The organism is Nostoc sp. C117, from assembly GCF_043099735.1.
Classification (GTDB): Bacteria; Cyanobacteriota; Cyanobacteriia; order Cyanobacteriales; family Nostocaceae; genus Nostoc.
In genome coordinates, this window is the sequence record NZ_CP170991.1 from 2,514,883 (window position 1) to 2,528,686 (window position 13,804).

Sequence of the window (13,804 nt, forward strand, 5' to 3'; positions counted from 1 at the left end):
GCCCTGATTCCTGCATCCACATTCTGGCTGAGTAAAGATTAATACCTCAAAAAGTAATTTAATGTCCGCTGAACAGCACTTACAGCATAAACGCCAAGCATTAGAACAGCAGTCTGATTTTCTGAGAGATAAAGAAAAACAGCTACGGCGTGATTTGGCGATCGAGGCCAGCACTGCCATTAAATTCCAATTAGAAAAGCAAATTGAACAAACTGAAACAGAACTTAACGAACTGGCTCAACAGATTGATGCACTCGAACAAGCTTTGTCTACTGGACGGCTCCACCGTGCTTTATTAAAATTGGGCTATCGCAAGCAAGCGCGAGCATTTCGCAGGTTTATTGAAGCTCATTCAGTAGCAGCTTTTCTGATCCACGGCTCACTATATTATGGTCAGCGCTGGCTGTTAAATCGGTTAGTGATTCAACATGTTCCCAACATCACCACGGGAAAAATTGTGCGAATTGAACTCAGTCGCATTGCCCGGAGGAGTGACAGTGCTGCTTTGTGGCGTGAACTTGGTGGTAGAGTCGGTTTAGGCAGACAAAGCTCAAATTTGGAAATTGCCGAACGAGTTTATCAATGGTGGCGAACTCAAAATGTCTTACTAATTATCTATGATGTGGATTGTCTCTCAGAAGCTTTTCTGGAGGAGATTATCAGGGATTTCTGGCTACCACTGGCGGCCAAAGTTCGGGAAACAACTTCGCAGGTTAATCAATTTAAATTACTAATGTTCCTAGTGGATTATGACGGTTGTGCAGGTAGTTGGAATATTCCTTTTGTCGAAAAGCTCGAAGCAACATTGAGGCCACATAACCCTGTCAAGCTACCTGAGATTACCGGATTTTCTGAACATGAACTGACTAACTGGCTGGAGCATGAGGCGGATGAACTGCCAACTAAACTGATAGACGAGGTAGAAGAAACGATACAAACTATACTGAAAAACAGTGATAATGGGATTCCAGAACGCGCCTTGGGAGAAATTTGTTACCTGTCTGGCTGTAATTGGTATGAACAAGAGGAAAAATGGTTGAGGCTGTAAATAGACCATTTCTAGAATATACAGGTAAAGTTCAGCCCAAGTTAGGAGAAAGAGGCGCGAACGGACAGCTTTTATATCCCTATTTTCCTAACCCCGAACTGGTAGAAGCGGTGAACTTGGCGATTTACTTAGAACGCCCCTTACTACTGAAGGGAGAACCAGGATGTGGTAAGACTTTACTAGCAAGTGCAGTTGCCTACGAGCTAGGCTTAAAATTAGAAGCTTGGTATGTTAAATCCACCAGTCGAGGGCGGGATGGCTTGTATAACTACGATGCCGTGGGACGGTTGCGGGATGCCCAACTAGCAACCTCCAATCGCCTAACAGCAGAACAAATCCTGCGAATTGATGACCCGACTACCTATGTGCGCTGGGGACCATTAGGACGGGCATTTCAGCAGGAGCAGCGCACGGTGGTGTTAATTGACGAAATTGACAAAGCTGATATCGTGTCAGGCAGAAGCTTCATAGTGATGATCCAGATATTCGAGATTTTGCTCAAACTCAGCACTGGACAGCTTTAGCATACACGCAGCCTAGTAAGGTAGCTCATGAGTTGGCATTAGAATTCGAGAATTTGAATCATAAGAACAAAGCAGAATTGATGCGAATGGCATCATTGACGGAAATATTTACTGAGCCATTGACTGAATTTCAGCCACTACTGATTTATGCCTGTGGTATGAGAAAGTTTGTCCGTGGTGACCTGAAAGCAGCAACAAAGGAACTGAGCAAGGTAACTCAAAAAGGAGATGTAATTCGGGTTGCTGGAGTTAGCTTGCCTATACCCGAAGAAATAAAACCAAATCAAAAAAAGCAGAAGCTCATCAGAAGATTACTCCTAAAAATTCCTTTAGCCAGAGTGATATCCGTGGCGGGAATGATTGTTACTACCTTACTTAGTGTTGGTGTTGGTTTTGGCGTTTATAAGTGGTCAACCCCATGTTTGGCAGATGAAAATAAAGTATTAGGAGTTTTATGTGTATTAGATCCAAGCATTATTAATCAAAAAATAAGTCACGGCGCTCGCACTTTATTCCCAGAGATAAAAAATAGCGATCGTGACAGAGGTATTTACAGCTTTAAAAAGGCCAATTATTTAGAAGCTGAATATTATTTTAAAAAAGCTTTTGCCGACAATAAAAATCGTCCTGACCCTGAAGTACTAATTTACCAAAATAATGCCCTTGCCCGTCAAAAAGAGAATTATTTAACTTTGGCAGCTGTAGTACCAGCCACAAATAGACCTGACGTTGCTCAAGAAATGTTACGTGGTATCGCACAGGCGCAAAATCAGTTTAACCAACAAGGTGGATTAAACGGTCGATTATTAGAGATTGTAATTGCTGATGATGAGAACCAAGAAGATACAGCGAAAAGAGTAGCTGAGGAACTAGTAAAAGACAAATCGATATATAGGAATTATAGGATATGATTCTAGCCATGCTACTGATGCAGCCTTGCCAACATATACAACAGCTAATTTAGCAGTCATTTCACCTGCTAGCAGGAGTACAATATTTCAAAGCCCTATCTTGTTTAGAACCGTCAATTCAAATAAAGTGACAGGTAAAAATTTAGCGGAATATGCCTGGAAACAAAATTTAAAAAGAGTAGTAATTTTCTGTAATCCCAATGACTCATATAGTAACAGTATGAGAGAAGAGTTTCGAGTTTCATTTATGGTAAATTTAGGTGCTGAAATAGTGGATGGAGGCCAAAATTGCACTCATAATTTAGCTGATCCAAACTTCAATGTAGACAAAGAGGTGCAAGACATTGTTCTGGATCAAAATCCGGCTAAGGCAATTGTATTATTTCCAGATACAAACCATGTCGAAATTGCTGGTAAAATTGCTAAAGCTCACAAAGACTTGATAGACAAGCTGCAACAAACAGGAAATAACAATATTCCAAAAATCAAGTTATTAGGAGGTGATTCTCTGTATGGCAACGAATTTTTGAATAAATATAGTGATTCTTTAGAAGGTTTAATTTTATCTGTCCCTTGGTTTCGAGACGCACCAAAATCAAGAAACTTTGCAGAAAAAGCTAAAGATCAATGGAAAGGTGAGGTTAGTTGGATTACAGCCACTAGCTTTGATGCTACTCAGGCTTTTATTGAGTCTTTCAAACTATCCCCAAATCTATCTACGGCAACAGTTCTGGCAAATTTACCAAAAGTTAATCTTTCATCAAATAACACCTCTGGAGATGAGTTTATATTTGACAAAAATACTAGAGAAATGAAAAGAAGCCAAATACTAATTATGGTTAAAAATGGCAGGTTCGTTCTTATACTAGAACTAAATTAATGATGGCATAAAGGATGACCAACCAAACTTTTACCAACGGTTATGCCTTACTCATTGGCGTAAATGCTGATTTACCAGTCATATCATGTCCGGGTGCTTACCCATAATACTTATTATGCAGAGACTTGACATATAAAGCATCTACAGATATTTTATTACGGTCGTGGTAAAGGACATGATATCACAGTCAAAGATGCAACAGCTATACGAGATATACTAATTGATAGCGATCGCCCCACCATCCACCAATACAGTTCAGCCCATGAAGCTTTGAAGTTTTGCTTCATCAAATGCAAGACCCCGACGTGCAAAATATTTATCAATGTTTATTTGCACAAATAAATCTTTGAGTTCTTCAGCAATCTCAGTCGGCGGATTTCCTGATAAAGCGATCGCAATTAAACGCTCTGCTGTGTGAATTTCACCACATTCAACTGCAAGAGTTGCCGCGCTACGATGCAACACAGAACGGGTTGGTTCTGCCTCAAAATCACCTGCGATTAATTCTGCCGCTAATCGTTCTTTTTCAAACGCTTCCTTGGATAATTGCGAAGCTGAATTCAAGTCACCTCTAAGTTTAGCAACCTGTGCCATCTCTGCCAAATCCATTGCCTGTTGATGTAACTCTTGAATTTGACTCATTTTTTCACTATGGACGCTAGCGATCGCCAATTATTGAAACTACCATATTAGTGAGCTAAAGTGCGTCACCAAACACTCCGTCGTAGACATTGCACCTCTTTGCACGTTATTAAAGTATAAAAGGCGATCGCTCTTATCAATCACAATCAAGAAAAAGCCTGACGTAGCCCATTCATAGCCATCGCAGCCCTCACAAGTTCATCTCAGATCGCTCTCAATAATCACAATTACGGCAGTTTTCATATACTTAGACCACACTCATCTTGCTCTCTGCGACTCTGCGTGATAAAAAAAGCCGTGGTTCGTTTACGTGAAAATAGCTGTAAGAAAAAGCCTAACGTAGCCCATTCATAGACATCGCACTCCTCACAAGTTCATCTCAGGCGATCGCTCCTGCTACGGTAAAATTGAGGAATAAACCAGAAAATCTCTTAAATATGACTACAGATAGGTTAGATAGAATTGAGGAAATTCTAGCCCAAACCACAACTTTAGCACGGGAAAATGCTGTGGCGATTTCTGAACTTCGTTCAACAGTCAATTCACTAGTGCAGATAGTTGAAGTCCATCAGCACAACTTTGAAGTATCTCAACGGAACTTTGAAGTAATTATGTCTGAAATTAGAGGGTTGAGAACAGAAAGTCAACGCATCTTAGAACACTTATTTGGCAGAGAAGAAAACCGCGAATGATGGCATAAAGGATGACAAACCAACGTTTTACCAAGGGTTATGCATTACTCATTGGCATAGGTGCAGATTTACCAGTCACAGTTAAAGATGCAACAGCTATAAGAGATATACTGATTGATCCAAACCGCGCCGCCTATCCACCAGAACAAGTCACACTGCTAACCGAAACCTCTGCAACTCGGCAAAACATCCTCGCAGCTTTTGAACAAATCATCGCGCAGGTAAATCAAAATCCTGATGCGACTGTCATCATTTACTACTCAGGTCACGGTGGACGCATTCAGCGCACCAATGAATACTTCCTTGTACCATTCGGTTATGACCCCAGTCAACGCGCAGACACAGCTATCTCAGGTTTAGAATTTACCCAAAAGATTGAGGCGATTACAGCACGTAAACTCGTAGTTTTATTAGATTGCTGTCATGCTGCTGGCGTTCCCGCTTTGAAAGAACCAGGGGAAACTTTTGTGAAATCACCTTTACCTGCTGAACTGTTAAATGTGCTAGAAACAGGAAAAGGTCGAGTTGTGGTTGCTTCGTCACGAGAAGATGAATATTCCTACACAGGTCACCCCTACAGTGCTTTTACAGATTGCTTGTTGGAAGCGTTACAAGGTAAAGCAGCGGTAAATAAAGATGGTTATGCGCGTATTCTTGATATTTTAATTTACTTATTTGACCAAGTACCAAAAAGAGCTTCAGGATCGCAACACCCATTTGTAAATAAAGTGCTGGATTTAGGCGATAATTTTGCCCTTTGTTATTACGCAGGTGGAAGTAAATTTTTATCTGGTGAAACAGCAACTATTGAAAGTAGTTCATATACTAGCTTAACTGCTGGAAAGCGAAGGCGGCTACAGCAGAGACTAGATACACTTCAGCCGGAATGGGACAGGCGCAGCGAGAAAGTAAAGCGGATGCGTGCAGATTTAGCAATTGAGGCTGGTACAGCAGTTAAGTTTCAATTAGAACAGCAACTTCTTGATGAAGAGTCAAAATTAGCAGACCTGGCAAATGAATTGGATACAATTGAATCTGCATTGCAATTATGAAAGTTAGCAAATAACTGTATATTTGCCTTATTTAAATCAAGATTTCCTAATTCAGAAAACTAGGAAAACAGAGATATTCAGCTAATTGGTGTTTGTTTATACTATTTCAAATTTTTGTAGTCGTTATACTCATAACTTAGGTTCTACCTGGGAATTAGGAAGTGGCTTTGCCACTTCTTTTTATTTATATGGTAGCCCAGTAAAAAATAAATTAAAAGTTAAAAGTTTAACAAAGTCACTTTTAACTTTTATTTAAGTCTTACAAAGATTTGCAACTAAATGAAGTATAATTGTACCTCAATTAAGAAAGCCAGATATAAAGCTTTTGTTGCTTCTGAATTCTGACTCCTGTTAGCGCAGCGGGGCGTAGCCCATTCTAACTCCTGATATTCAGTCATTACTCATTGTATCTCGCCATTTTTCACGCTTTAACTTACTTTCTTCAGCATCACGCGATCGCGTTTCTTCCCAAGTACCCCACATTAGAGATTGCTGTTTTTCAACATGATTAATAAACTGCATAATTGACTGATCTGCCTTGATTGGGGTTTTAAAATCAAACTGAATAGTTTGGACAACTTTGATGTCTCCCATGAGAAAATACTTACCTGCAATCTTAGTTAACCACAGCACAACTCGATTGCATAACCCACCAAAAAGCCCCTTACGTTTTTTAACCATCAATAAAATCTGACCTTCAGCTTTTCCTCCTGCATCGAGGCGCGCAGCAAACATTGTATGGATGTGAAAAAAATCGGGGCCAAGTGTCACAATGCCAATGCTGCCATACCAATAGCAGACACTATAAGTTATGGGATTTTTGTAGAAAAGACGGATGAGCTTAATAAAAAAAGAACTTTCTTTGATGGGTGTAGTGTTGGTGAAGATAATTGCATTTTCGTTCAGTTGCTGGCTTTCAAAGATAATTTCTAGTGGTAATTTATGAACTGTATTGAGATGCTGAGCATCGATCGCATTAATCATCACCACATTAGGATGACAGTTCATCAAGAAATGGGAACTGATGGCAATATCACACTCTTTTTGTTCTAACTCTGGAATAAAAGGTAGAGGTTGTTGTGGTATTTCTCCAGTCCAAACCCAAATCATCCCGTACTTTTCAGCAGTTGGCCAAGATTGTAGCTTCAAAGAAGGCGGCGTATCTAAACATGGGATATCAGTACACATCCCTTCACCATCAAATTTCCAGTGGTGGAAAAAACAACGTAGTCCATTACCCTCAACTTTGCCTTCAGCAAGGTGAGCGCCCATATGTGGACAGTAGGCATCAAAGGTAACTACTCTTTTGTCTTTACCACGAAAAATCACTAGTTCTCTGCCCAAAATCGTGACAGGTTTTACTTCACCCACCCGCAGATTTTGAGAGGGTATTACCCAATACCATCCTTCAATAAAACGCTCTGGATTATTAAAATTTTTAGGTTTACGGGTTGAGCTAAAAGTCTGCGATTTGAGATTCATTGTTAGGGTTTCACTTGAAGTGAAGCAGTTAATCTACAAGTAGCATGGGAACTAAAAATAAATAGTGACTTTCAGTACTTGGAGAACTAATTAACCAACAAAATTGATATAAAACTTTGAATAATTACTGTTAAAAATGTCATAATTATGCCCATAGAATAGAAACTGATATAAGCTGCTATTCAGTCATAAGAGATATTTAAATAATAAAAACTCAGTATAATTTCTAATTAGATAAAAATTCGAGAAATTGGGGCTAAATTTTCCTAAATTCTCCGAAAAGTTAATATTTAGAAAATATGTAATAATGATTACATAATTTTGGTTAATCTACCGTGTTAACTCAGGATAAAAAACTGCTTTTAATTGGTCAGGTAACCAATTTAAGCAAAATTCCCATCCGAACAATTCGTTATTACGAAAGTTTAGGGTTAATCAAATCATCAAGACGAACAGAAGGAGGCTTTCGCCAGTTTTCGTTAGACGTGCTGACTCGTCTAGCGTTCATTAAAAGGGCACAAAACTTTGGCCTTAGCCTAGAAGAGATTGGAGATATTCTTCAGGTCTACGATCAAGGACAAGCTCCCTGTGGTGAAATTAAAGAAAAGCTTGAAGAGAAGCTCTTGCAGATCGATCGCCAAATCGATCAATTATTAACCTTACGCTCTGAAATCAAAGGATTACTTTCAGGCTGGAAGAATATGGAAGACCAAGACGAAGATACAATTTGTCGCAACATACAAAACACGAGATGAGGGAGCAAGGGTGCGGAGGGGCAAAGGAGCAGAGGGGAGAATAATAACTCTCAGTTAACAGTCAACAGTCAAGACTCTTAAATTCCCAAAAAACGTAAAATCCCACAACCAATAGGCGTGGGACTGGCTCAAATAAATTTTTTGCCAATTTTACATTTGATCCAATTGCTTGCGTAGGGACTCCAACTCGCTATCAACCACATCATTAGACTTCGGAGCAGTGGTTTGTTGCTGGGGTGGCTGTTGGGGGGATAGTTGAGGTTGACTTACTGGAGTGGCAGGTGGTAGCATTTGCGCCTTCAAAGCTGCCAATTCATCATCAACATCACTACCAGATTCCAATCGGGCAAATTGGGTTTCTAAATCTGCTCCTGCTAACTCTCCTGCTGACTGGGCACGCGCTTCTTGCATCAAGACTTTTTCTTCCATCCGCTCGAAGGCAGCCATTGCACTGCTAGTATTCATCCCACTCACCATACCTTGGAGTTGCTCTTGGGCTTTGGCAGTGGTAATCCGAGCTTTGAGCATTTCTTTCTTGGTTTTGGCCTCAGAAATTTTGCTTTCTAGCTGAATTAAGTTGCGCTTGAGGGTTTCAACTTGAGTACTTTGGGTATCTAAACTAGCTTTGAGGGCAGTACTGGTCTCAGTATAAGTCTTTTTGCGCTCTAAGGCTTGTCGAGCTAGGTTTTCGTCACCTTTTTGCAGTGCAAGTTGGGCATTGCGTTGCCACTTATTGATTTCATTTTGGGCATCATTGTATTGTTTCTCGCTGCGTTTTTGGGCAGCGATTGTCTGGGCTACTCCCTGACGCAACTGCACCAAGTCTTCCTGCATTTCCAGGATGGCTTGCTCTAGCATTTTTTCGGGGTCTTCGGCTTTGTTAACGAGGTCGTTGAGGTTAGCACTAACTACTCGCTTAATGCGATCGAATAATCCCATAACTTTGTTTTTCCTTCTTTTGGTTTACGCTGTTTGTTGAACAGTTAGCTTTTTTACTTTTTTAATAGCTACCTATTTCAATGTAATCTTTCCGGTTTGAATCCGTACCTCCCAACAACTCTTAATTGTTAAGATATCTCGAAGCTGCGGTAATTCACCAAGCTTCAAGAGTCTTGTGTTTTGGGTAGCTGCTGTTGGGTAGGCTGGCCTGTTAGCTGATTGTCTTCTATGAGGCGAGTGTTGGGCTGTATCTGTTCTGCCTCATTTAAAACCTGCACCTTCATCGCTGCTAATTCGGCATCTACATCATTAGTAGATTCTAAGGAAGTAAATTGTGTTTCCAGATCGTTGCTACTAAGTTGAGCAATTGCTTCTGATTTAGCTTCAATCTGCAAAACTTTTTCTTCCATACGCTCAAACGCACTCAGGCTGCTGGTAGCAGAAACTCCGCCCAGTATTTCTTGCAGACGATAAGACGCCTCGGCAGAACGGGCGCGAGCAATATACATATCTTTTTTAGTTTTCGCCTCGGCAATTTTTAACTCTAGCGATCGCATATCCTTTTTTAGCCTAGCTACTATATCATTTTGCTGTTCTATCTGGTTGCAGAGGGCTGTAGCGGTTTCTTTATAAGCTTGACGCTTAGTCAAAGCAACACGAGCTAGGGGTTCATTATCTTGTTGCAGTGCCAGTTGGGCGCGGCGATACCATTCTTCCGTTTGGGACTGGGCAGCAGCAGCTTGTCGTTCAGTGCGTTTTTGAGTAGCGATCGCTTGTGCAACACCCTGCCGTAACCGCACCAGATTTTCCTGCATTTCCATCACAGTTTGCTCCAGAATCTTTTCTGGATCTTCTCCACTGCTTATCAGACTATTGAGGTTAGCGCGAATCACCCGCACGATACGTTTGATTAACTCCATCTCGGCTCTCCATTCACGAAACTGAGTGCTGATTCTTGAGTGCTGTTAGCGGATAGCTAAGGTTTAGCCCGTGCTGAGTTATGAGTGGTGAGTAGTAGAGATAAAATCTTGGTTGTTTACGACTTACTACAAAAATTCTTATACAGAAGAGCCTAAGTGCGTACTTAGCACTCGATAACTACCCTACTACGAAAATTCTTAATACTCAGCACTCCTCACTCCTCACTCAGCACTCATTACTGACTGCTATCTCATCGTATCGTAGATTTTTGCGACTCATGGCTATTGAACTCGTGCTTTTATTCCTTTGGCCTGTAATAATTTCATCTGTTGTTGTACTTGTTCTTTAGTTTTAAAAGCACCGAGAAAAATCAATTGTTTGTCAGATGATAAATAAGCATCGGGAACTACTTGCCGTGCTGAGGCTAAAACTTGTCCTTGATTGTCTATCACTATGTGATAGAACCCATCTGTTGATGGTTTAATTTCTGCATTTGGCTTAGGCGAGGCTTTTGCCTTGGGAGTGTTGGACAAATTCAGAGGAGGTAAGGTTTTTACCGTTGGTACTGGCGCAAGAGCGATCGGATCTGCAGGTTTTAGGGGTGTGATAGGTTCAGGCAATGCTGCTTGAGGATTTGCGGCGGGGTTTTGGGGAACGACTGGATTTGTTACTACTGGAAGGCTTGGTTGGACTTTGGGTTTTAAGCCAACTAAATCGTTGGGATCTCTCACTTCAGGAAACTCTTCGGCAGCTAGATTGGGATATTTGGGTATAGATGTACTTGGTGGCTGAATTTGAGGTTGGACATTACTTGCAACTTCCTGAGGATTTTCTGGTGCGGCAGAGGAGTTACTATTAAACAACTTGGCTAAATTCCACTGTGACAAGCTTTTAGGATTGAACAGCACATAACCCAAGGTAAGACTTGCCATCAAAAGCAGCAACATCGAGCCAATACCCAAAGGTGATAGTAGACTGTCACTATAATTGCTTGGCTTTTTAGTTTCTGGTTGTTCTTCTGTCAGACTTCGCAGCAGGGCTTCACTAGATTCTAAATAGTCATCTGGCTGCTTAAATGTATTATCCGGCTGCACAAGATTTTCGCTCTTAGTATCTTTAACGATTGCTGGTACAATGCTGCTACTAAAGTTGGGTGGTGGTGGTGGAAGTTGAGTTTGGCTTTTAGCAGAATCAAATGTGGACACCACATTATTAAGATTATTCACGTCCTCAGTTTTAACCGTAGCTGTTTCTGATTTCCCCTGAGGACTTACAGGTACAGATATCGATGGTTCATCAATTTTGATCGCAGATGGGGCAGGAGTTAGCTGAGGATTCAAAAGTAGTGGTGCAGGTGGTAGATTTATTTTAATTTCCGCAGCTGATGGCGTAGTTGTGCCTGATGTTGTAGAAACACCTGTGAACTGCTGTGGTTGACTATTGATGTAACTCCCGACACGAGCAGGGTTCGAGGAAACCGAACCAGTTCGCATACGTCGATATCGAGCTAATTCTTGATCTAGTGGCACCTCTAAACTCGCTAGTGCTGCCGCTAGCGCTGGTTTCAAGCTAGGTGTTTTAGACAATTGAGTACCAGAATCATTCAGGGGGTTTTGAGTCATATCGTTATTGCTCCGAATTCAGAATTGAAAATTTAAAATTAATAATAACCGTAAATAGCCTTAGGTACTATGTATCCTTTTATGTTTTTGTTATTGCCTCTGTACCTCAAATATGGACTGCTGGAATTAACTTGAAATATATTTGTGACAATAGTAGCGAAAATTATCTGAATAGATGATTGTGTATGGAGCATTAAGCTGATATGGATCTAAATTATATAAAGACTCTTGATGACGGTTGACAGTTATCAGTCATCAGTCAACGCTCATCAGGTAAATGTACAAGTTAAATGCATAACAGCTTAGTTGTTTCTTTCTCCCTAGTTTCCCCGATCGCCCCACTCAGCAATTTTAATCATGTCGTTGAAATCACTTAATGATATTTTAGGCGTTCTGGAAAAGCAGGCTAAATGGCAAGAGCAACCATTTCAACGCCTGTTAAAGTGTTGGGCAGAAGTTGTTGGTTCAGTAATTGCCGCACATACTCGACCATTGTCAATTCAGCGCGATGTTTTGTGGGTTGCAACTTCTAGTGCTGCTTGGGCGCAAAATCTGACTTTTAGTCGTACATCTCTGCTTTTAAAGTTGAATAAAAAGCTGCCAACGCCTTTAGTGGATATTCGCTTCTCTACTGCTAGTTGGCAGAATCCATCTGTGGAGAGAAAACAGCAACAAAGGATTTCGCCTCATGAGCATCCCAGTTACCTTGGTGATGAGATTAATCGCCTTAATATTACACCTACTCAGGATGTGAATGCTGCTTTTGGGTATTGGACTAAGATAGTACGATCGCGATCGCATGACTTACCCCTTTGTCCTCAATGTCAATGTCCCACTCCACCAGGCGAACTCCACCGCTGGACTGTCTGTTCTATCTGTGCTTCCAAGCAGTTTTGAAGCAAGTCGAGACTGACTTAAATTAAAAGCAAAATTAGTTTAGTAATTATTAGACTTCTTGCAGAAGTCGGGAAAAGGGGAAGGTGGGGTCCCAAGAAGGGGGATAAGGGGCGGGGGAAAGGGTAAAGGTTTTATATTTTCCCCTTCCCCTTTAACCTTTTCCCTTTTCCCTTTTCCCACGAGGGTGCAAAAAGCACTTTTGCAAGAGGTCTATTTAGTTAAGCAGAGTTTATTCTGAAGTCACTTGCTGTAACCACATAGAGTAATTCTGAATCTTGAGAAAAAACATATTTTACTACTCAAATCTGCCGAATGTGGTATTAAAGCAGACTATTTCTCTAAAATTCTCTGCCTGAAACTATCCTTAAGGAGAAAGTTAAAAGGCTGAATAAATCAAAATCTTTACTTTTACTCTTGATCCCTAATAAGTTTTAGACCAAATTCATAGGTAACCACTATAAAAATTATTTAAATATATAACAAGATTATAAAAATATCCTGAAGTTTATTTTTCCCTTGGGATCGCTGAAACCTAGAGAAAATAATGACTTTTTGGTTCTTCTCCGTCTTTATATATAGAAGCAAAATATAAGGGTGAAATTCAGCCGATAACGGCGCTAAAGATGAACCAAAATGAAACCTATTAAATTTTTAGCATCTGCCTGTAGATATTGCCGTCATTACCAGCCAGAAGGACGCCGTGGCGGGATGTGCCAGCAATTAGGAGCGCCAGTTCAAGCAACTTGGAAAGCTTGCTCTTTAGCACTGCCACCTTTTGCACCTTCTTGGGAAACCTTAGAAGATGCTTGGATTTTGCCAGATGCAGCTCCAGCTTTAACATGCCCTCAATCTTTAGCGTCAGATTTAGATAATGCTACTCTTGTCCCTCTAGAGGAAATAACTGCCTCTATCTCTGAACAGGTAAAGACTAAAGCAGTGGTTGTGGCAACAAGCAACACCTGGTCACTATAAAACTCAGTCCCTTCAGGGCTTAGACATAATCGACTCCTGGGACTTTAACAAGAGTCATTGATCGGAAAATCATCTAGTTAATAACAAAGTACCTAAGTACAGAGAAAACAAATATTTTTCATTGATAAACTATCAGTCTCTTTAGATCTGAGAGTGTCAATGAACTGAGTTCCTAGTCTGCTTAAAATAAGATTTGTTTTTAAGATTTTTACCTTAATCAGCAACAAGCCTCTCACCTACCCGAAAGTCAGGTGATGACACGAATTGCGCGTGAGTTGACGAAAGTCCTCTAACCAATAGGAAAGCGATCGCTCAGCGTCTCGTAGAGAGGAAGCAGGATATGGAGGAAACAAACAAATCTAAATTAAAATTAATAACTACAGGCAGCAGGGCATTCCGTCTCTTTAATAAAGCTCATCGCCTCTTAAGCAATAGCCGGCTCGGCTGAGAAGCCTAAACTGTAGTGT

Annotated in this window: 14 protein-coding genes; 9 read left to right on the top strand and 5 right to left on the bottom strand. The window is 40.7% G+C overall.

Going from position 1 to position 13,804, the window contains the following annotated elements; translation table 11 throughout:
• Positions 1 to 61: 61 nt before the first annotated feature.
• The 4 genes from ACFG4S_RS11345 to ACFG4S_RS11360 all read left to right on the top strand — a co-directional run bounded on the left by ACFG4S_RS11345 (position 62) and on the right by ACFG4S_RS11360 (position 3,363).
• Complete coding sequence (locus ACFG4S_RS11345; protein ID WP_392534890.1) at positions 62 to 1,048, top strand: hypothetical protein; 987 nt, start codon at positions 62 to 64, stop codon at positions 1,046 to 1,048.
• Entirely contained in the window at positions 1,033 to 1,572 is a 540-nt protein-coding gene (locus tag ACFG4S_RS11350) for an AAA family ATPase (protein ID WP_392534891.1), read from the top strand. The genes ACFG4S_RS11345 and ACFG4S_RS11350 overlap by 16 nt, the downstream gene beginning before the upstream one ends.
• Before the next feature lie 95 nt (positions 1,573 to 1,667).
• Positions 1,668 to 2,483, top strand: a complete 816-nt coding sequence (locus ACFG4S_RS11355; RefSeq protein ID WP_392534892.1) for an ABC transporter substrate-binding protein — start codon at positions 1,668 to 1,670, stop codon at positions 2,481 to 2,483.
• 25 nt (positions 2,484 to 2,508) lie between these two features.
• Positions 2,509 to 3,363 (top strand): ABC transporter substrate-binding protein, encoded by an 855-nt coding sequence (locus ACFG4S_RS11360; RefSeq protein WP_392534893.1) that lies wholly within the window; start codon positions 2,509 to 2,511, stop codon positions 3,361 to 3,363.
• 255 nt (positions 3,364 to 3,618) lie between these two features.
• On the opposite strand, the gene ACFG4S_RS11365 is transcribed toward ACFG4S_RS11360, so the two are convergent.
• Positions 3,619 to 4,005 carry a hypothetical protein gene (locus tag ACFG4S_RS11365; protein WP_392534894.1) on the bottom strand — a complete coding sequence of 129 codons (387 nt, stop codon included), beginning with the start codon at positions 4,003 to 4,005 and terminating at the stop codon, positions 3,619 to 3,621.
• Positions 4,006 to 4,442: 437 nt separating this feature from the next.
• On the opposite strand from ACFG4S_RS11365, the gene ACFG4S_RS11370 reads away from it, so the two are divergent.
• A complete protein-coding gene (locus ACFG4S_RS11370; RefSeq protein WP_392534895.1) occupies positions 4,443 to 4,697 on the top strand; it encodes a hypothetical protein in 255 nt (84 codons plus the stop codon).
• A gap of 11 nt (positions 4,698 to 4,708) precedes the next feature.
• Positions 4,709 to 5,749 (top strand): caspase domain-containing protein, encoded by a 1,041-nt coding sequence (locus ACFG4S_RS11375; protein WP_392534896.1) that lies wholly within the window; start codon positions 4,709 to 4,711, stop codon positions 5,747 to 5,749.
• Between the two features lie 390 nt (positions 5,750 to 6,139).
• On the opposite strand, the gene ACFG4S_RS11380 is transcribed toward ACFG4S_RS11375, so the two are convergent.
• Positions 6,140 to 7,231: a Rieske 2Fe-2S domain-containing protein gene (locus tag ACFG4S_RS11380; protein ID WP_392534897.1), complete on the bottom strand. Its 1,092-nt coding sequence runs from the start codon at positions 7,229 to 7,231 to the stop codon at positions 6,140 to 6,142.
• Between the two features lie 335 nt (positions 7,232 to 7,566).
• Here ACFG4S_RS11380 and ACFG4S_RS11385 point away from each other — a divergent pair, with 335 nt between their 5' ends.
• Entirely contained in the window at positions 7,567 to 7,986 is a 420-nt protein-coding gene (locus tag ACFG4S_RS11385) for a heavy metal-responsive transcriptional regulator (protein ID WP_392534898.1), read from the top strand.
• A 150-nt stretch (positions 7,987 to 8,136) separates the two neighbouring features.
• On the opposite strand, the gene ACFG4S_RS11390 is transcribed toward ACFG4S_RS11385, so the two are convergent.
• The 3 genes from ACFG4S_RS11390 to ACFG4S_RS11400 form a co-directional block, all read right to left on the bottom strand.
• The gene (locus ACFG4S_RS11390; protein WP_392534899.1) at positions 8,137 to 8,925 is read right to left on the bottom strand and encodes a PspA/IM30 family protein; all 789 of its coding nucleotides are present in this window, start codon (positions 8,923 to 8,925) and stop codon (positions 8,137 to 8,139) included.
• A 164-nt stretch (positions 8,926 to 9,089) separates the two neighbouring features.
• Complete coding sequence (locus tag ACFG4S_RS11395; protein WP_392534900.1) at positions 9,090 to 9,845, bottom strand: PspA/IM30 family protein; 756 nt, start codon at positions 9,843 to 9,845, stop codon at positions 9,090 to 9,092.
• 282 nt (positions 9,846 to 10,127) lie between these two features.
• Entirely contained in the window at positions 10,128 to 11,468 is a 1,341-nt protein-coding gene (locus ACFG4S_RS11400) for a hypothetical protein (RefSeq protein ID WP_392534901.1), read from the bottom strand.
• Between the two features lie 357 nt (positions 11,469 to 11,825).
• Between ACFG4S_RS11400 and ACFG4S_RS11405 the strand changes: the two genes are divergently transcribed.
• The gene (locus tag ACFG4S_RS11405) at positions 11,826 to 12,365 is read left to right on the top strand and encodes a DUF721 domain-containing protein (RefSeq protein WP_392534902.1); all 540 of its coding nucleotides are present in this window, start codon (positions 11,826 to 11,828) and stop codon (positions 12,363 to 12,365) included.
• Between the two features lie 633 nt (positions 12,366 to 12,998).
• Positions 12,999 to 13,337: a hypothetical protein gene (locus tag ACFG4S_RS11410; RefSeq protein ID WP_392534903.1), complete on the top strand. Its 339-nt coding sequence runs from the start codon at positions 12,999 to 13,001 to the stop codon at positions 13,335 to 13,337.
• Positions 13,338 to 13,804 lie beyond the last annotated feature (467 nt).